Source organism: Labrenzia sp. ATLA3 (genome assembly GCF_057180185.1).
In genome coordinates this window covers 382007-401600 of record NZ_JBXUKV010000005.1, presented here as the reverse complement: position 1 = coordinate 401600, position 19594 = coordinate 382007, and the positions used below count along the sequence as shown (strand labels likewise).

At 60.8% G+C, this 19594-nt stretch carries 16 protein-coding genes; 5 read left to right on the top strand and 11 right to left on the bottom strand.

Annotated elements, in window-relative coordinates:
• Positions 1 to 106: 106 nt before the first annotated feature.
• From AC2A6O_RS16015 to AC2A6O_RS15965, 11 genes are all read right to left on the bottom strand, one after another.
• Positions 107 to 592 (bottom strand): MarR family winged helix-turn-helix transcriptional regulator, encoded by a 486-nt coding sequence (locus tag AC2A6O_RS16015; RefSeq protein ID WP_498928506.1) that lies wholly within the window; start codon positions 590 to 592, stop codon positions 107 to 109.
• Between the two features lie 24 nt (positions 593 to 616).
• Positions 617 to 1318: an ABC transporter ATP-binding protein gene (locus AC2A6O_RS16010; RefSeq protein ID WP_148587611.1), complete on the bottom strand. Its 702-nt coding sequence runs from the start codon at positions 1316 to 1318 to the stop codon at positions 617 to 619.
• Positions 1311 to 2084 carry an ABC transporter ATP-binding protein gene (locus AC2A6O_RS16005; RefSeq protein ID WP_148587612.1) on the bottom strand — a complete coding sequence of 258 codons (774 nt, stop codon included), beginning with the start codon at positions 2082 to 2084 and terminating at the stop codon, positions 1311 to 1313. The genes AC2A6O_RS16010 and AC2A6O_RS16005 overlap by 8 nt, the downstream gene beginning before the upstream one ends.
• A complete protein-coding gene (locus AC2A6O_RS16000) occupies positions 2081 to 3943 on the bottom strand; it encodes an ABC transporter permease (protein WP_148587613.1) in 1863 nt (620 codons plus the stop codon). The genes AC2A6O_RS16005 and AC2A6O_RS16000 overlap by 4 nt, the downstream gene beginning before the upstream one ends.
• 97 nt (positions 3944 to 4040) lie before the next feature.
• Entirely contained in the window at positions 4041 to 5243 is a 1203-nt protein-coding gene (locus AC2A6O_RS15995) for an ABC transporter substrate-binding protein (RefSeq protein WP_498928503.1), read from the bottom strand.
• A 99-nt stretch (positions 5244 to 5342) separates the two neighbouring features.
• Complete coding sequence (locus AC2A6O_RS15990; protein WP_498928501.1) at positions 5343 to 6410, bottom strand: aromatic ring-hydroxylating dioxygenase subunit alpha; 1068 nt, start codon at positions 6408 to 6410, stop codon at positions 5343 to 5345.
• A gap of 23 nt (positions 6411 to 6433) precedes the next feature.
• On the bottom strand, positions 6434 to 7018 hold the full coding sequence (locus AC2A6O_RS15985) for an amino acid synthesis family protein (protein WP_498928499.1): 585 nt from the start codon (positions 7016 to 7018) through the stop codon (positions 6434 to 6436).
• Positions 7015 to 7599 carry an amino acid synthesis family protein gene (locus tag AC2A6O_RS15980; protein ID WP_148587617.1) on the bottom strand — a complete coding sequence of 195 codons (585 nt, stop codon included), beginning with the start codon at positions 7597 to 7599 and terminating at the stop codon, positions 7015 to 7017. The genes AC2A6O_RS15985 and AC2A6O_RS15980 overlap by 4 nt, the downstream gene beginning before the upstream one ends.
• On the bottom strand, positions 7592 to 8494 hold the full coding sequence (locus tag AC2A6O_RS15975; RefSeq protein ID WP_498928497.1) for a UPF0280 family protein: 903 nt from the start codon (positions 8492 to 8494) through the stop codon (positions 7592 to 7594). Before AC2A6O_RS15975 ends, AC2A6O_RS15980 begins: the two co-directional genes overlap by 8 nt.
• Positions 8491 to 9948 (bottom strand): 6-hydroxynicotinate reductase, encoded by a 1458-nt coding sequence (locus tag AC2A6O_RS15970; protein ID WP_498928748.1) that lies wholly within the window; start codon positions 9946 to 9948, stop codon positions 8491 to 8493. Before AC2A6O_RS15970 ends, AC2A6O_RS15975 begins: the two co-directional genes overlap by 4 nt.
• A 185-nt stretch (positions 9949 to 10133) precedes the next feature.
• Complete coding sequence (locus AC2A6O_RS15965; protein ID WP_498928746.1) at positions 10134 to 10934, bottom strand: ferredoxin--NADP reductase; 801 nt, start codon at positions 10932 to 10934, stop codon at positions 10134 to 10136.
• Between the two features lie 227 nt (positions 10935 to 11161).
• Here AC2A6O_RS15965 and AC2A6O_RS15960 point away from each other — a divergent pair, with 227 nt between their 5' ends.
• The 5 genes from AC2A6O_RS15960 (at position 11162) to AC2A6O_RS15940 (ending at position 19510) form a co-directional block, all read left to right on the top strand.
• Positions 11162 to 12004 carry an FAD binding domain-containing protein gene (locus tag AC2A6O_RS15960; protein WP_498928495.1) on the top strand — a complete coding sequence of 281 codons (843 nt, stop codon included), beginning with the start codon at positions 11162 to 11164 and terminating at the stop codon, positions 12002 to 12004.
• Between the two features lie 2 nt (positions 12005 to 12006).
• Complete coding sequence (locus tag AC2A6O_RS15955; RefSeq protein WP_498928493.1) at positions 12007 to 14766, top strand: molybdopterin-dependent oxidoreductase; 2760 nt, start codon at positions 12007 to 12009, stop codon at positions 14764 to 14766.
• Between the two features lie 49 nt (positions 14767 to 14815).
• On the top strand, positions 14816 to 16912 hold the full coding sequence (locus AC2A6O_RS15950) for a hydantoinase/oxoprolinase family protein (RefSeq protein ID WP_498928491.1): 2097 nt from the start codon (positions 14816 to 14818) through the stop codon (positions 16910 to 16912).
• A complete protein-coding gene (locus tag AC2A6O_RS15945) occupies positions 16909 to 18585 on the top strand; it encodes a hydantoinase B/oxoprolinase family protein (protein WP_498928489.1) in 1677 nt (558 codons plus the stop codon). Before AC2A6O_RS15950 ends, AC2A6O_RS15945 begins: the two co-directional genes overlap by 4 nt.
• Before the next feature lie 664 nt (positions 18586 to 19249).
• Positions 19250 to 19510: a phosphopantetheine-binding protein gene (locus AC2A6O_RS15940; protein WP_498928487.1), complete on the top strand. Its 261-nt coding sequence runs from the start codon at positions 19250 to 19252 to the stop codon at positions 19508 to 19510.
• Positions 19511 to 19594: the final 84 nt, after the last annotated feature.

Here is a 19594-nt window from a genome sequence, read left to right as displayed (position 1 = left end):
AGACACTGGAAACGTCACCGACGCATCGTTGCCTCCACATCGATTCATGTAAAGTTTGCGACAGAACCGGATTCTGCGCGGCAGCGAATGCTGCGACAGGCCAGGCTTATTGAAGTTTTTTCAGAATGCGAAAGAGCGACCGCTGTTCCGCCTGGGTGAGGGGCGCAACGGTTTCCGCCGAGATCTCAAGGCCTTTGGGGGCATTCAACAGAAAAAACCGAAAGCCCTCCTCAGTCAGGGAAATCAGCTGCCTGCGCTTGTCGTCCGGATCTTTGCGCCCTTGCAGGAACCCGCGCGCCGTCAGGCGGTCAACGACGCCCTTCGTCGTTGCCACGTCAAGACCGACCAGCCGGCCCAGCCTGTTCTGGGAAACAGGACCACGCTCCGACAACCGTGCCATGACCGCGAACTGGGTCGGCGTCAGATCCCGGACCTTCTCTGAAAAGATGACCGCGTTCCGCTGGTAGGCCTTGCGCAGAAGATAGCCGATCTGATCGTCCAGCACATAGCCGTGGTCCGGCACCGGCGGCGTACCGGGTTCCCGGTTTTCTTCTGACGCCGTTACCTGGGTTTCGTCGGACTTCTGGTTCACTCTGTCTCCTGTCGGCCTCAGCGGCTAAACGGAAAGGTATGCATCGCGGATCTCCGGCTGTTTTTCAAGTTCGGAAAAACTTCCGTCGAATTTCTTTTCACCGCTTTCGATGATGATGGCGCGGTCGGCGACAATCCGGGCGAAATGCAGGTTCTGTTCTGAAATAATGACGGTCAGGCCCTCTTTCTTGAACCTGAGAATTGTCTCGGCCATCTGCTCGACGATCACCGGCGCGATGCCTTCGGACGGTTCATCGAGCAACAGCAGCTTGGGATTCCCCATCAGCGTGCGGGCGATGGTAAGCATCTGTTGCTCCCCGCCCGACATGGCCTTGCCGCGGTTGTGACGCCGTTCGAACAAGTTGGGAAAGAGCTCGAAAAGCGCGTCGACTGTCCAGGCAGGCGCATCCGCACGGGGTGGCTGGCGGCCGACCTCCAGGTTTTCCAGGATGGTCAGGTCCGAAAAGATGCGGCGTTCCTCGGGAACATACCCAAGGCCAAGACGGGCGATCCTGTGAGAAGGCAGAGCGGTAATGTCCTGTCCGTTGAACTGAACCTTGCCGGACTTGGGGCGCACGAGCTGCATGATGGATTTCATCGTCGTGGTCTTGCCGGCACCATTGCGCCCGAGCAACGCCACCACTTCCCCCTTGGAAACAGAAAACCCGAGATCGTTCAGAATGTGGGCCTTGCCGTAAAAGCTGTTCAGAGCGGAGATCTCAAGCACCGGTGTTCTCCTGTCCAAAAAGGGTTCCGCCGCCGAGGTAGACTTCCTGAACGTGCGCGTTGTTGCGGACTTCTGCCGCTGTCCCGTCCGCGATCAATTCTCCCCGGTTGAGGACCATGATGTGATGGGCATGGGCAAAGACGACGTCCATGTCGTGTTCGGTGAAAAGCACGCTTACGCCGCGCTCCTGAACGATGTCCGCCGTCAACTGCATCAATCTGATGCGTTCCTTGGGCGCCATGCCGGCCGTCGGCTCATCCATCAGCAGCAAGGTCGGTGCGTTGGCCAAGGCAATGGCGAGTTCCAGCCGCTTGAGGTCGCCATAGGCGAGAACGGCACAGGCCCGGTCGGCCTGATCCGCCATCCCGACAATCTCCAGCAACGACAGGGCTTCCTCGCGGTAGAGCTTGTAAGCATAGGAAAACACGGAGAAAAGACGGCGATGATGCGACATCAGCGCCATCTGAACATTCTCCGCCACCGTCATGCTCTGATAGGTGCCGGTAATCTGAAAAGTGCGGCCGACGCCGCGTCGCCAGATGTCCCGGGGAGGCCGTCCGGTAATGTTTTCCCCGTTCAGGAAAACCTGACCGGACGAAGCAGGTAACTGGCCCATCAGCATGTTGAAGCAGGTGGACTTTCCAGCGCCATTGGGGCCGATCAGAGCTTTCAGTTCCCCGGGGGCGACTTCGAAGGACACCCCGTTCACTGCCTTGATCCCGCCGAAGGTCTTGACCAGGTTTTCGACTTTGAGAACCGCAGTCATCTCATGAACTCCTGTGTCCGGAGCAAGCCGATGCGTTCGCCAACGCGACGCAGGGTTCCCACAATTCCGTCAGGGGCAATGATCACCACACCGATAATCAGCAGTCCGAGGATCAGCCGCCAGTATTCCAGACGTGTCAGCCAGTCCTTGGCACTTTCCATGAAGGCCGCACCGACCACGCCGCCCGACAGGGTTTTGACACCGCCCAGGAAGACGACAATGAGCGCGTCGAAGCTCTTGCCGATTTCCAGTTCGTTGGGAAAGATCGACCCTTTCGAGAAGACGAACAGCCCGCCGGCCAGACCGGCCATGGCCCCCGCCATGGCAAAGGCAGACCACTGGACCAGCTTAACGTTGATACCGGTGGCTTCCGCCTGGCGGGCGCTGTCACGGGTCGCTCTGAGCGTGTAGCCGAAGGGCGCGTGAGCGAGCTGGCGCAACAGGATAATGCCGCCGACGCCGACGATCAGCGTGAAGTAGTAATAGGCCGTCGTACCAGACAGCCATTCGGCAGGCCAGATATTGACGAGGCCGTCATCGCCGCCGGTCACGTCGTACCACTGGAAGACCAGCGACCAGACGAGCTGGCTGAAGGCGAGGGTCAGCATGGCGAAATAGACACCGCTCAGGCGGATGCAGAACCAGCCGAAAATGAGCGCCAGCAGCCCGGCGGCAAGGGGCGCGAACAGAAAGGCCAGTTCCATCGGGGTGTCCGCATAGGTCACCAGAAGGGCCGCCGCGTAGGCCCCGCCACCGAAGTAGGCGGCATGGCCGAAGCTCACCAGACCGCCCGTGCTCAGCATGAATTGCAGGGAGGCGGCAAACAGGCAGAAAATAACAATATCGGTGATCAGAACCTGCGTGAAATTTTCACCTACGAGGGGAACGAGCGCAAGAGCGGCGATCAAAGCCGCCACGAACAGGCGTCCCTTTGTGCCCGCCGGACGGATCGGCCGGTCCGGTTCGCCGACCTGGCCATGTTCGCCCGCCTTTTCCTCCCGCCCGAAAAGTCCATAAGGACGGATCAGCAGGACGACGGCCATGACCACATACATCAGCACCAATGTGCTTTGAGGGATGTAGGAGACGCCGAAGACATTAAGCACCGATATGAGTACGGACGCCACGAAAGCTCCCGGGATGGACCCCATTCCGCCAATAACCACAACAACGAAAACGGCGGAGATGATGTTCAGATCCATCAGCAGATCGGCGCCGCCCTTCGGCAGTTGAAGAGCCCCACCAAGACCGGCCAGCGCCGATCCGAGAAAAAACACACCTGTAAACAGCCAGGACTGGTTGACCCCAAGGGCACCGACCATTTCCCGGTCCTGTGTCGCGGCGCGCACGAGCACACCGACGCGGGTCCTGGCAATCAGCCACCAGAGCGCCAGCAGGATGAAGGGGGTGATCGCGATGAGCGCCAGATCATATTGCGGCACCGGTTCGCCCAGAATACGAACCACGGATTTCAGCCCTGGGGCGCGCGGCCCAAGCCGATCCTCCGCGCCCCAGACCATGAGTGTGAGGTCCTGAATAACCAGGATGACACCGAAGGTGGCAACGAGCTGGAAGAGCTCGGGAGCGCGATAGACCGGCCGCAGAACACAGACCTCGATGGCGATGCCGATTACCCCGACGATCAGTCCGGACAACAGGATCGAGGTCCAGAATCCGAAGACCCCCGGCAGGGTATTCATCAGCGTGACGCCAAAATAGGCCCCCAGCATGTAGAGCGACCCATGTGCGAAGTTCACGATACGCGTGACGCCGAATATCAGCGACAGACCGGAGGCGACGAGAAACAGCGCCGCTGCGTTTGCAAGCCCCGTGAGGAGCTGTGCCACAAAGAGACCCATGGCGATTTATCTATCCGAAACGAGATGAGAAGTCCGCGGCCGCCGCGCAGGAGGAAGTAACGCGCGGCGGCGCAGTGGCGGAATGGACCGGAAAGGCTTATTCCGCCGGACGCTTTGCCTTGATGTCGTCGTCGCTCGGCATGTAGGCGACCGGGTTCTTGTATTCCCAATCCACCATCACGCCCTTGCCGTCCTTGACGGCGGTGGTGCCGACATAGGCGCCCATCGTGGACTGGTTGTCGATGTCGCGATAGATGATCTCACCCATGGGCGTTTCGACTTTCAGGTCCTTGAAGGCAGCAAGAAGCGCGTCCGTGTCCGTCGATCCCGCCTTCTCGATCAGGGCGACGATGCTCTCCACGGTCATGTAGCCGACGAGGGAACCGATCTTCGGTGTTTCACCCGGGTAGGCGGCGATATAGGCATCGACGAAGTCCTTGGCCGGGCCGTCCTTGACGTCATACCAGGGATAGCCGGTAACAAACCAACCTTCCGGCGCCTCGTCGGCGAGCGGCTCCAGATATTCGGGTTCGCCGGTAAGAAGGCCATAGACGTTCCGGCCGTCAAACAGACCGCGGGTCGTGCCTTCGCGGACGAATTTCTGCAAGTCGGTCCCGAAGGTCACGTTGAAGATGGCGTCCGGTTTGGCCGCTTCGATCGCCTGGACTTCTGCCCCGGCGTCGATCTTGAAAAGTGCCGGCCACTGTTCGGTGACGAATTCCACTTCCGGCTTGAGCTTCTTCAGGTTTTCCTTGAAGGCCTCAACGGCGGCTGTGCCGTAGGCGTAGTTCGGCGCGATGGTGGCGTAGCGGACCGCATCGGTTTTGGCAGCTTCTTCCGCCAGCATCGCGGCCTGCACGAAAGTCGAGGTTCTCAGGCGGAACGTGTAAGGGTTGCCGGACTCCCAGACCAGGGCATCGGCCAGCGGCTCGGCCGCCAGATAAATGTACTTCTTCTCGCCGGCCAGCGAGGAAATGGCGAGGCCGACATTGGAGAGGATCGTGCCGGTCAGCATGACCGCACCGTCCCGCGTCATCAGTTCTTCTGCGATTTTTACCGCATCGCCGGGCTTGCCGTTGTCGTCGCGGAAGATGAATTCCAATGGTCGGCCCAGAACACCACCGGCCTCATTGACTTCGTCTAGCGCCAGTTCGACACCCTTCTTGTAGGGTTCGGCGAAAGCCGCCAGGCGTTTATAGTGGTTGATCTCGCCGATCTTGATGCTGTCGGCGGCAAGAGCTGCGCCAGTGACAGTCAAAAGAGCGGCAGCGGCGGCCACCACTGTCTTTATCTGTTTCATGTTGTCCCTCATTCTGGTCAATGATTACGGCAGCCTTGTCAGCTGCTCTTTATCGGTATTCCGCGAAAACCCGGCCGGTTCATCCGGCTTCTGGTCAGGTCAGTCGTGATAGACGAACGCCGGGGTCGGACTGGACGCCAGGTCCTGCGTCCGTTCCCGTTCGATCATTTCGTTTATGCGCTTGCGATACACCATCGGTCCCTTGTCGATGGCGATACGGATCGGCCTGCGCTTGGACGGCCGGTCTTCCTCACGCTGGATTGCCTCAAGTACGTCCTTATCCTCCTGGAAGGCGATGCGAAACATGGCATCCATGCTCTCAGATGCGGATTCATCGTCGATCGCCGTGTTGCGGATATGCATCCAGCGGTCGATCGAATAGCTCTCCGTGACCGGCGTGATGAAATGCAGTGCGAAGATACGGTTGCCGTCGTTGCGGTCTTCCTCGGCGATATTGTCCTTCGCCGGGGCGCAGCCGAAATCGATCACGGCGGTGCAGGGCGTATAGAGATAGTAGTAGTGCCAGCGGTCGACGTTCTCGGTGAACCGGCCGAAGGTCTTGAAGAAACCGATCGGCTCGGAGTCCCTGATCCAGCGCCAGGCGACAATGGCCTTGCCCTCGGTGGAGACATGAACAGGCACGTTTTCCGAAGACGCATTTCCGAGCGTTGTCGGATGAACAAAGCTGACGTGGGCGGGGTCGACGAGGTTTTCCGCGACATTGAGGTAGTTGGACTGAAGATGAAGTGCATCGCCCTGATGCACCGCCCAAGCCGGATCATCGAATTCGGGCATGTCGAAGATCTCGTCCGGATCGGCCTTGTCCCTGTCACCCATCCAGATCCAGACGATGTCATGGCGCTCATGGACGGGAAAGGCCTCGACATAGGCGGAGGCGGGGAGGTTGCTCTGACCCGGAATGCGCACGCATTTGCCGCTGCAATCGAAGGTCATGCCGTGATAGCCGCACTGGATGTCGTCGCCGATCCGCTTGCCGAGGGAAAGCGGAAGCAGCCGGTGCGGACAGCGGTCCTCGAGGGCGGCGACGGAACCATCGGACGTGCGATACATCACGATGTGCTCACCAAGGATCGTGAAGCGGCGCAGTTCCTCGTCGATTTCCGAGGACCATCCGGCGACATACCAGGCGTTTCGTACGAATTCCATGGCTCTCCCTCTTCAAAAGATGGCTATCTCAAACCATCAGCTCCTGTTGCGTCTTCATGCTTTAGCCCGCCCACGCGTGGCAGCGGTCGGCCCGTCGGTGCCAGGGCAATGGCCACCAGAATTTCTCCGGCTCTCGGCGCGTCATTCACCCGAATAGGCATTCCATCGAAGTGGGACCGCACGTAAGCGGCGTCCTTGTGCCCGAGCGGCACATCCAGCGTGTCACCCGGGCCACCCAACTTTTTAGACGAGGGCACCAGCGCCTTGCCACCCCCCAGAACATCCCTGAGCGGAGCGCCGAGGCGCGGATGCAACAGGGCAGCGGCATGTTCGATCTCGCCGGCTTCGCCGACCATGGCGGCCTTGCCGAAGCTTTGAATTTCCTCCGGCCGAAGCCCGCTCAGATCCAGGCAGCGCCGCGCCAGAAGATTTCCCATCTGCGCGCCGATATCCATCAGCTCCGACAGGTCTTCGACATAGGTTCCGGCGTAGGGATTGGCGATGACGGCGGCGCAGCAAATCCGAACCGCAGGCGGCGAGACCGGCCTGCCGGCTTCCCGCTGAACGGTTTCCATGAAGGTCAGGATTTTGCGGACGCGCGCGGTCATCTGAGGCCGTCTTCTCCCTTGATTTCAGACGCTTTCAGCCCGCCGACACGTGCGTGTATGCGCGGCCCGGTGGTCATGACCAGCACGAGCAGGATTTCATCCGCCTTGGGTCCGTCGGCAAGCCCCACTTCCATCGCGTCGAAGTGGGAGCGCACATAGGAGGCGTTGCAATGGGTGATCGGTACATCCAGCCGGGTACCCGGTCCACCGAGTTTCTTGGTGGACGGCACAATGGCATTAGAAGACGGCAGGATTTCCCGCATGGAATAGCCGCCGGGCACATGCCACAGGGCTCCGTGTTCCAGTTCGCCCGCAGTGCCGACGATCGCGCCCTTGCCATAGCCCTCGACGACCCCCGCATCGCCGCCGAGGATATCGACCAGTTTCCTGGCCATATCGACGCCGAGCGGCTTGAGGTCATCCATGAAACCGGCAATGTCCTCGACATAGGCGCCTGCAAAGGGGTTCTTGATGACGCAGAGCATGGCTGCGCGCTTCAGTGGAGTTTCCGCCGCCGGTCCGCCTTCGTGGAAAATTTCTTCAAGAATGATTGCGGTTTTGCGCAGGATCGGTTCAGGCACAGACAGCCTCCCTCATATTTCTTATTTCGTATTGGTGAACGCCGGCTCCGGGTGTCGCGGCAACGGTACACCGTTCCCCGGCAAGCGCCAGATAGGCTGCACTGAAAAGGCCGCCTGCCAGATAGCTGTGCGCGGCTTTTACGCCGCCCTCCAGCGCAATCTGAATTTCGTCCGGTGACAACGGACCGACGCCTGTGGTCACGGCAAGATCGCCAAGATCGCTGTCGGGAGAAAGTCGGGAGGCGGCTTCGCGCTCGATCTTGACGTTACCGGGAAGATCGACCCTGTTGGCGATCATGGTGGCGGCGGCATCGGCCTCAGCCGCCGTTTTCGCCAGCACGGTCACTGCGTCTGCAATGCCCAGGGAATGGGACCGTCCGCGCCATCCGCTCGTGGCGATCCCGCCGATCCCGTCCTCCGGACGAAGGTGGACGACACCGCCAGAGACCCCGGTTACCGGATCGTCGCAGATGCCGATCCGGAAGGAGCCCTCGGCCAGATGCAGGGCAATGTCGCCGCCGTTGTTGACATAGGCGCGCCCGAGAGAGCGCCCCTTGAGCAATTCCTTGAGGATATGATCGGCAACGCTGCCGGCGACCGCTGCCATAGGCGTGATGAAGTCCGGGGCGTAGGCGGAGGTTGCCGCCCACATGGCCCTTGCAATCCGCCCCTTCGGCGCTGGCCCGTCCGGCGACCGCAATCGGGATATCTCACCCACCAGGTCCTGCAGGACGGTTTCGAATGCCGCCCGGGCACGGCGATAGGCTTCAGCAACCTCGCCGGGCTCTCCGCAGGCTTCCACGACCAGATCGATCGGGCCGTGCTGCAGGTGCAGCCGGCGTGCATCCGGAAGCAGGTTCGCCGTGGCGGTTTCCAGCTGAATCGCCCTTGTCATCCGCCCCCCCGCTTCCAGGGGTAGTTCCCTGAGCCCGTCGGCCAGGGATTGTCACCGGCAGGCGACACACCGCGTCGGCCTTTCAATATGTGATCGTTCTGCCGCCCGGTCTTGCCGGTGAGGGCTTCAGAAAGCGGCATGACAAAGTCCATGTGGCCACCGAGCGCGCGGTAGTCGTCGGCCCGCATGGTGAATTCGATAGGGGCGACCAGGGCAGGGGTGGGCACATAGCCGAAGGCATTTTTCGGCATGCGGGTGACATCTGCCATGAAGGTGATGCCACCGCCCGGCCAGATGTAGACCGGCGCGCCACCACAACTGACATAAGTGAGCGAATTCTGGACTGAGCGGGTCAGGCCGACCGGATGCTCGGTCACGCCCGAACGCAGAGATCCACCGGCCCCCGCCATGAATAGGACCGACGTCAGTGCCGGTTCGCAGTTCTCCTCGATCCGCTTGACCGAAGGCTGCAGACGCTCGGGCATCTCCTTCTGGACCGGAACCAGGTCTTCATCCAGTTCGTAGTAGGCGGAGTGTTCGCCGGTGGTCGAAACCATCAGGAGCGACAGGCCGGGCCTTGCAGACTTCGGGTCGAACTTGTCGATGATCGCAAGAGGATCCTGCAGGTTGGTTCCGCCCCAGCCGGTGCCGGGTTCCGCAACCTGAAAATAACGGCCGGGTGTGGAGCGCCGGCCCTTGATCTTGAGGCCTGTCGACTGCCAGCCGATAACCTTGCCTGCCTGGTGCTCCGACATCACGCCGGTGATGTGGTCGTCGACAACAACCACTTCGTCGACCAGACCTTTCCACTGGGCAGCGAACATGCCGACGGTGGCCGAGCCGCAGCCGACGCGCATGCGCTCCTCGAGCTGGCCATTAATGACTGGTGGCTTGCCCGCCTGAACCCGCAGCTCCGCGCCGCCATCGATCTCCAGACCGACTTCCTCGCCGTTGCACAGCGCCAGCATCGTGGAGCAGGTAAGGCGGCCTTCCTTCTTGGAACCACCGGTCAGGTGGTGGACACCACCGAGGGAAAGCATCTGGCTGCCGTACTCGGACGTGGTCACATGGCCGACAACTTCGCCGTCCGCCCTGACAGGGGCGCATTCCGTACCCAGATGCCGGTCCGTATCGATTTTCAGTTTGACGCCGCAGTAGCTGAAAATGCCCTCGGTCACCACGGTGATCATGTCCACGTCGTCAACTTCGGAAGAGACGATGAAGGGGGCGGGCTTGTAGTCCGGATAGGTTGTGCCGGCACCGATGGCAGTGACGAAATTGTTCTTCGGCGGCAGGATGTCACCATCCCATTCCTTCTCCAGGAAGGGCACGATCTCGCCACCGGCGGCTTCCGCCTTTTCCAGAATCGTCAGCGGATCGAGGCGGACAAGCTGGCCGTTGTCATTGGCATAGCGGTCGCAGGCTCCCGCCCGGCCTTCGGCGATGTAACACATGACCGGACACGCATCACAGCGGATCTTTTCAGGTTTGCCATCGGCGACAGTCAACGTTGTGACTCCTTAAATGCCACGCTGCATTTGTTAGTATGCAAACATATTTCCAAAAATGGTGTCAATGCGAATTGCACATTGCCTGCGATGATATGCTGAGCAGCCATGCTGCAAAATCCATCAATTCGTCAGTCGACGAAGGCACGTTCCACCACGAACTGCGCGGGCTTGTTGTTCGCCCCTTCCTCCAGCCCATGGCTGAGGCACAGGTCTTTGGTGTCCTTCAGCATGGCCATGGAGCCGCAGATCATGGCGCGGTCTTCTTCCGGCCCCATGCGTCGCAGGCCAAGATCGGCAAAAAGCTTGCCGGAAGTGATCAGGTCCGTGATCCTGCCCTGGCGGGCAAAGTCTTCCCGGGTCACGGTGGTGTAGTGGATCAGCTTGTCCCGCACGAGATCGCCGACCAGCGGATCCTCGCGCAGGCCGGCGACAAGGTCTTCGCCGTATTTCAGTTCGGCGATCGTGCGGCAGCCATGGGTGAGCACGACCTGATCGAACTTGTCGTAAGTCTCCGGATCCCTGATCAGGCTAGCAAAGGGGGCAATGCCGGTTCCGGTTGAGAACATCCAGACCCGCTTTCCCGGCAACAGGGCATCGTTGACAAGCGTTCCTGTCGACTTCTTGCGCATGAGCACCGTGTCGCCGGGGCGAATTTTCTGCAAATGTTCGGTCAGGGGGCCGTCCGGCACTTTAATGGAAAAGAATTCCAATTCCTCGTCCCAGGAAGGGCTGGCGACGGAATAGGCTCTGAACACCGGTTTTTCGGCATTCGGCAAGCCGATCATGACGAATTCGCCGGACCGGAAGCGGAACTGCATCGGACGTGTCACCCTGAACCGAAACAGACTGTCCGTGTAATGCTGCACGTCCTGGACTGTGAGGGCGTAACAACCGGCAGGCACGGGAAATGGCGAAGGGTTTCCGGCCAGAATGGGGGTTACAATGTCGAGGGCTTCAGACACGGGTGCGGTCTCCTGGCTGTTAGAACGCTGGAAAGCGGCTTCATTATTGTTAGTATACAAACAAACTTTTCAAAGAAAGCAAACAAAAAATGCGTGTTCAGAATTTAATCAGAATTCCGCATCAGTTTGCTTGACAGTGTTCTTCGTTGCAGCTCTAATTCGTTTGTATGCTAATGAAATGCATTGAGGACGCGATGCAATTCCATAGACCCGAGACACTCGAAGCCGCCTTGCATTTGCTGTCCGAAGAACCGGTCAGGTTGCTGGCTGGAGGAACGGATTTCTTTCCGGCCCTCGCGGGAAAGACGACGGCGGAACCGGTCGTCGACCTGTGCCGGATCAAGTCTCTCAACGGCATATCAAGATCAGACGGCGCCTGGCGTTTCGGCGCAACGACAAGCTGGTCGGACATCCGGGACGCAGACCTGCCGGCACAGTTCCTTGCCCTGCAGCAGGCCGCGCGGGAAGTGGGTTCCATCCAGATCCAGAATGCCGGCACGATCGCGGGCAATCTCTGCAATGCCTCCCCGGCGGCCGACGGCGTACCGCCGCTTCTGGCGCTCGATGCCGACGTCGAGATCGCCGGGCCGGCAGGTGTCCGGCGCGTGCCGCTTGAACGCTTCATCACGGGCGTACGCCGCACCGTTCTACAGCCCGGTGAAATCGTCACCGCCGTTCTCGTTCCTGAAAAAACGGGGTGCCACTCCGCTTTCCTGAAACTCGGTGCCCGGCGCTATCTGGTCATTTCGATTGCCATGGTGGCGGTCGCTCTGGACTGTGCGGACGACGGAAAGATTTCGGAAATTTCAGTTGCCGTCGGATCGTGCTCTCAGGTCGCCCGGCGCCTGCCGTCCGTGGAAGCGGCACTGGCAGGTACACCGGCAGAACCGACAGAGGTAAAGGCGTGCCTGAAGGACGTCGACCTCGCACCGCTTGCCCCGATAGACGACGTACGGGCCCCGGCGGACTACCGGCTGATCGCTGTTCGTGAATTGATCGGGCGCGCTGTTCTTATGGCGGCGCAGGAGGGGAGATAAGCATGGCTCTGACTGAGTTCGACGAGCTGCAAGGCGTCACTTTCCAACTGAACGGGCACGCGGTTCGCATTGACGGACCTCCCGCCGAACGGCTCTCTTATGCTCTGCGGGAAAGGGCCTATGCCAAAGACGTCAAGGTCGGCTGTGATGCAGGTGACTGCGGCGCCTGCACCGTACTGATCGACGGAAATCCCGTCTGTGCCTGCACCACTGCACTCGGTCAGGTCGACGGGGCAACGGTCGAGACCCAGGCGGGACTGGTTGCAAACGACGAGACCGGAAAAGCCCTTGCCGCCGCCTTTCAGCGCCATCAGGCCGCGCAATGCGGCATCTGCACGCCCGGCATGATGGTCTCCGCCATCGGGTTGCTTCGCCGGCAGCAGACGCCGACGGAAGAAGCCGTCAAGGATGCGCTCGGCGGCGTTCTTTGTCGCTGCACAGGCTATCGCAAGATCATTGACGCGGTACTTGATGCCGGCAATTCGGTCGAAGCGCCTGTTGGCGGTGTCGGCACGCCGATGGCCCGGGTCGACGGATTGCCGAAAGTCAAGGGGACCGAGAAGTTTGGCGACGACGTGGCCCCGGCAGATACGCTCACCCTGCGCGTGGTGCGTTCGCCTTATCACCACGCCACCTTCGAACTGGGAGACATTGAGGCCTACAGAACCCAAACCGGTCTCGATCTCGTCCTGACGGCCAGGGATGTGCCGGGCACGAACTGCTTCGGCGTGATCCCGGGCTTCGAGGACCAACCCATGTTTGCCGAGACGGAAACGCGCTTCAAGGGGGAAGCCGTCGCGGCAATCGTCGGGCCGGCCGATCTCGTCAACGGCCTCGACCTGACAGCCTTTCCCGTCAAATTCACGCCGCTCTCCCATGCGCTGGTTCCTGAGGAAGCCGCCGGGATTGCGGATCTCCATGAAGGTCGCGCGCAAAACGTCATGTGCCGCGGTTTTGTCAAACGCGGGGATCCCGGGCCCGCCCTGGCCACTGCGGCCGTCGTGGCGGAAGGGTCGTTTTCAACCGGGTTTATCGAACACGGCTACATCGAGCCGGAAGCGGCCTTCGCCCGCCGCACCGGAGACCGGATCGAGGTGCATTGCTGCACCCAGGCCCCGGTCATGAACAAGGAAGGGCTGGCAATTCTCCTCGGGCTGCCGCCGAATGCGGTGCGTATCATACCGACAGCGGTCGGCGGCGGCTTCGGCTCCAAGCTCGATCTGACGGCCCAGCCCTTTGTGGCTCTGGCTGCCTGGCTGCTGGACAGGCCGGTGCGTGTCACCTACAGCCGCGCGGAATCCATTGCCACATCCACCAAGCGCCACCCATCCGAAATCACCATGCGGGTTGGAGCGGACGCAGACGGAAACATCGTTGCCGCCGAATTCGACGGCGTCTTCAACACGGGGGCCTATGCGAGCTGGGGTCCGACCGTTGCCAACCGAGTGCCCATCCACGCGTCGGGTCCCTACAAGACACCGAATTATGTCGCCCGCAGTGCCGGAATTCATACCAACACTGCCCCATCCGGAGCCTTCCGGGGCTTTGGCGTGCCGCAATCCGCGCTGGCCCAGGAGCCGCTCTATGACGACCTCGCCAATGCGCTCGGCATCGATCGGCTCGAGTTCCGCCGGAAGAACGCTCTGCGCAACGGCGATCCGACGGTCACGGGACAGGTGTTCGAAACCGGAATGGGCATCGGCGACTGTCTCGATGCGCTCAAAACCCAATGGGATCGAGCGCTCGCGGAGGCAAACGAGGTCAATGCCAAGGGCGGACCCAGGCGCCGCGGTGTCGGCATTGCCGGTGGGTGGTACGGCTGCGGCAACACTTCAATGTCGAACCCTTCCACGATCCGCGCCGGCGTGACGGCTGCCGGTGAAGTCGTTCTTCATCAGGGCGCGACCGATATCGGTCAGGGCTCCAACACCGTGATCACGCAGATTTTCGCGACGGCGCTTGGCGTTCCCGTTCCGCAGATCCGGATTGTCGGACCGGACACCGATCTGACCCCTGATGCCGGCAAGACCTCGGCGAGCCGCCAGACATTCATCACCGGCAATGCCGCCCGCCTCTGCGGCGAAGCGTTGCGTGCGCGGATCCTGCGACTTGCCAATGTTTCCGAAGCCGCCGAACTTGAATTCGGCGCGGGCGAAATCCGCGTGAGCGACGCCGCCGGTGAACGCCGGATTTCCCTGCCCATGCTGGAACCCGATAACGGGGACTATGTTCTGGAAGCCGTGGAATCCTACGACCCCCCCACCTTGCCGCTTGATGAAAACGGACAGGGTTCTCCCTATGCGGTGTTCGGCACGACAGCGCAGATGGTGGAGCTGGAGGTGGATCTTGCATTAGGCACGGTCAATCTCCTGAAAATCACCGCGGCCCATGATGTCGGCAAGGCCATCAACCCGTTGCTCGTGGAAGGCCAGGTTCAGGGCGGTGTTGCCCAGGGCATCGGACTGGCCCTGATGGAAGAATTCCTTCCGGGCCGCACGGAAAACCTCCACGACTACCTGATCCCGACCATCGGAGACGTCCCCCCGATCGAGACGCTTATTCTGGAAACCGGCGACGAACACGGACCCTATGGCGCGAAGGGCCTGGGCGAGCATTGCCTGATTCCGACCGCCCCGGCGATCCTCAACGCGATCAAGGACGCCTGCGGCGCGCGGGTTTCTCATCTGCCAGCGACGCCGGACAAGGTCCTGGCCGCTATCCGGTCCCGAACAGCACCCGACAAAGTTACGGCCGGCGCTTGACCGCTCTCCGTAACGTCCCTGCCAATCTCTCTATTGGATTGAAATTTCCATGAGCCTGTACCCGTCAATCGCTCCAGCTCCCGACACACCGGAAAGCGCGGAAACATCGAATGTCGTCGGCATCGATGTGGGCGGAACCTTCACCGATCTTGTCCTATACGACTCCCGCTCCAGGACGGTCCGGCTCGCCAAGACACCGACCACGCTGGACAATCAGGCCTATGGTGTCCTCAAGGCGCTCGAACTGGCGGAGACGGACCTGCGAACGCTGGACCTGATCGTGCACGGCACAACGACCACCACCAATGCCGTGCTGGAACGCACCCTGTGCAAGACAGGCATGATCACCACGGAAGGTTTTCGGGACGTGCTTGAACTGGGCCGTAGGACCCGGCCAAATCCCTACGGAATGAAAGGCGAGTTCAAGCCGGTGATACCGCGCGATCTTCGCCTTGAAGTTCCAGAACGTCTCTACGCGGACGGTACTGTCCGCCTCGCCCTGGACGAAGCGGCTTTCCGGGACGCCGTGAAGCGTCTCCTGGACGAAGGCTGCGAAGCGCTCGTCATTCATTTTCTGCATTCCTACGCCAACCCGGCACACGAACAGCGGGCAGGGGAGATTGCCGCTGAACTCTGGCCAAACGACAATATCACGTTGGGGCATTCCCTCCTGTCCGAAAGCCGCGAGTTCGAACGCGGCGTGACGGCCGCGATCAACGCCTCCGTCCAGCCGCTGCTGCGCCGCTATGTCGACCGGCTGGCAGATCAGCTATCGGAAAAAGGCTACCGCCACGATGTCTTGGTGATGAACGGCAATGGCGGCATGGTGTCGGCCCGGCGCGTGGCGATGGAAGCAGCCAAGACCGTCATGTCAGGGCCGGCCTCAGGGGTCATGGCCGCCGCCTACACCGGCCGGCGAGCTGGCATTCCGAACCTTCTGACCTACGACATGGGCGGCACCTCGACCGATGTCGCACTGATCCGCAATGCCGAACCGGCTGTCTCGAACGAGATTGAAATCGAATATGCCATGCCGATCCATGTGCCCATGGTCGACGTGCGCACGGTTGGCGCCGGTGGCGGGTCCATTGCCCGGATCACCGAAGCGGGCCTCCTCCAGGTCGGACCGGAAAGCGCCGGGTCCACACCGGGTCCGATCTGCTATGGGCGGGGCGGCGAAGACCCGACGATCTCCGATGCCAATCTTCTGCTCGGGCGGATGAACCCGGAAAAGCTCAACTCGGTTTCCGGCACGGTCGTCCTTGCCGATATCGAGGCCATCTTTGCCGAAAAGCTCGGACAACCACTCGGTCTCGGCGCGCGCGAAGCTGCCGCCGCCGTTCTGCGTATCGCCAACACCCGCATGGCGGATGCGGTGCGCATGGTGTCGGTGAGCCTCGGAGAAGACCCACGCGACTACGCCCTCTTTGCTTTCGGGGGCGCCGGTCCTCTGCACGCGACTGCAATCGCGCGCGAGCTTGGCGTTCCGCGCGTGCTCGTCCCCTCCCGTCCGGGCATCACGAATGCTCTCGGCTGTGTCGTGGCGGATCTGCGTCATGACTTTGTGAACACGGTCAACAAACCGCTGGCCGAGCTGGACATCGGCGCGGTGCATGCGCTTTTCGACCAGCAGGCGGCGGAAGGCCGCGCCTTGATCGAAAAGGAAAAGGTCGAGATCGAGGAGCTGCGGGAAATCTATTCCGTCGACATGCAGTTCATCGGCCAGACCCATTTGCTGCGCGTCCCGCTCTCCGGGCCCCGGCCAACGCTCGAGGAGCTTCAAAAACTGTTCGAAGAAGCCTATTTCAACCGCTTCCGGGTGGAACTGCCGGAGATCAAGGCAAGCCTCGTCAACGTCAATTGTTCGGTTATCGGACGGCGCGCCGAAATAGACCTCTCGCTGCTGATCGATCCGGCCGAGCGCAAGAACAAGCTTGAAGAGGCCCTGACCGGCCATCGTCAGGTCTGGTTCAACGGGCTGGTCGAGACGCCGATCTACTGGCGCGACCATCTCCCGCTTGCTGCTGAAATCCAGGGGCCTGCCATCGTGGAGCAGATGGACACAACCATCGTCATCGATCCGGGTGACAAGGCGGTCCAGGACGCCGACGGCAACATCATCATCGAACTGGGAGCAGGCGCATGACCATCGATCCGATAACTCTCAGCGTCATCCAGTCGGGTCTGCAGCAGGTCTGCGACGAGATGGACCTGAGTTTTTCCCGCGCAGCCTTTTCCCCGGTGATTGCCGAGGCCAATGACCGCTCCGACGGCATCTATTCGGCCGAAGACGGATCGCTGATCTCGCAAGGGGCGGGCGGTCTGCCCGTCTTTGTCGGCACGATGCAGTATTCAACCCGAACGCTGATAGAAATGATCGGGGACGGACGGGTGCCGGCACCCGAGCCCGGGGACATCTACATCGTCAACGATCCCTATCTCGGCGGAACCCATCTGATGGATGTGCGTTTCGCCATGCCATTCTACCGCGATGGCGAAATCTTCTGCTGGCTGTCCAACACCGGCCACTGGCCCGACACTGGCGGCGCCGTGCCCGGCGGGTTCTCGGCCTCCGCGACTTCTGTCGAGCAGGAAGGCTTGAGACTGCCGCCCGTTCGTCTCTTCAAAAAGGGCAAACTGGATGGGGAGATCTATTCCATCATCTGCTCGAACATTCGGGTATCCGAACAGCGCATTGGCGACGTGAAGGCACAGGCGGCGGCCCTACTTGTCGGCGAAGAACGGCTCAATCGGATCCTCGACCGCTATGGCGACGGTGTCGTGAAGGAGGCCATTGCCGAGTTGCGCCAGCGGGCGGCAGACCAGATGCGGGCCAATGTCCGCCTCATTCCGGACGGGACCTACACCTCCATCGCCTATGTGGACAGTGACGGGGTGGTCAACGAACCGCTCGAGATCAGGTTGGCGATCACGGCGCAGGACGGTGAACTGACGTTCGATTTTACCGGATCTTCCAAGCCCTGCATGGGGCCGATGAATTCGGTTCTCGCGACAACGCTCTCCTCGGTCTATCTCGCCATGCGCCACATCTTCCCGGACGTGCCGATCAGTGCCGGGGCCTTCGAGCCGCTGAAAGTCCTCCGGCCGGAAGGTACTTTTCTGGATGCGCAATATCCGCGGCCGGTGTCCGGCTGCGCCGCTGAAGTCAGTCAGCGCATTGCGGAAGCGGTCTTCGCCGCCCTTGTCGCGGCCCTGCCGGACCGCGTCACGGCAGCGCCGGCCGGCAGCTCCGGCAACTTCGCCCTCGGAGGTTTCGACCCGGCGCACAATCGCAGCTTTGTCATGTACCAGATTTCCGGCGGCGGATATGGCGGCAACTCCGATCACGACGGCCTGTCAAACGGCTGTTCCACCATCGGGATTTCAAAAGCGCCGCCGGTGGAGATCATGGAGCAGCAGTTTCCCGTGCTCTATCACCGATATGCGCTTCGCGAAGGATCCGGTGGGGCGGGCAAGCACCGTGGCGGTTTCGGCCTCGACTATGAGATCGAACTCCTGCGTGGACACGCGACGGCAAGCTTCGTGATGGATCACGGCCGTTTCGGGCCGCAAGGCGCCCTGGGCGGTAAGGACGGAAAACCGAATTCCGTCACCGTCTGGCAAGACGGCAAGGCCATGGTGCCGGAGCATCTCTCCAAGGCTCAGGACATCCCACTGACCCCAGGAGACCGAGTGCGTGTCGGAACGCCGGGCGGCGGCGGCTATGGCGACCCCGACCACCGTGACCCCGCGCTCGTCGCCGAGGACGTCAGGCTCGGTCGCTACACCAGCGAAGAGGCAAAATCCCTGTTCGGCTAGGCCCTGATGATGCAAAGGCCCACCGCTGGCTTTGATGTGCGAAGGTGGGATTTTCTCGATCCTGCAGGAAGCGTCAAAGATCGCCTGAGCCTTGGTTTCAGAGAAGGGATATCGCGAAAGATGGGTCGAAGATGTGCTTCACGCGCGAGATGAATACCGACCCGGCAATCGGTTTCCGAGCAGTCTGCTGGCCGGAGTTTTATGCTGGTGCGTTTTAAAATGTCCGAAACGGCTTCTTTTCCGAATGACGCAGCTGTCACCGGAATAGAAACCTGTCCGGTTTGCGCCTGATTGAAATATCCTATGCTGGCTCCGTAGATGGTCGCTGCACTTGTAACGGCAGCTCCAAAAAGCGCGCCCAGCAGAGTTTTCCCAGGATCACTCATTTTTGCCTATCGGTTCACACCAGGCGACGCAAACTCCTCACCCTTCAGGGCTTTCAGCGCGTTCGTTGTATTGAACTCGGGCGAGTGCCGCTTGCGTTTCGACATCTCCGTTTCCTGTTCGTCAAAAATCGGCGCTCGGCCTATTGTAGCTTATGTCAATGTTAAAATTTCGGAAAATTGGTCGCCACACACCCAAAATGCCCTTGCGTCACCCGCTGTTACTTTGTACCAAGCTACTTCTTTTTGTTTTGAGAGTTCTATTTTAAGACATGCCTGACTTGGAAACGCGCACGAAAACCGTCGTCGCAGAAACCCTTAGACTCGCCCGCTGGGTCATCAAACCAGAGTCTACAATGGCGACACTGGGAGCTGGCAGCCTTGATGTTGTGGGTATTATCATGGCGCTGGAGAGAGAGTTTGACTGCTGCCTTCCGGACGACTTGTTCAGTCCGAACAACAGCGAGAAGGGACAGTTGACGTTCCAGGAGCTGGTCGATGTGATCGAGCGATCAACAAAAACGCACGCAGTCGATGCCTGAGCGCAAATCCGACCATCGTCCGGATCAGCGTTGACGACAACTTTCGCTTGGTAAGCGGAAACCGCAACTGACTTGGCAATACCC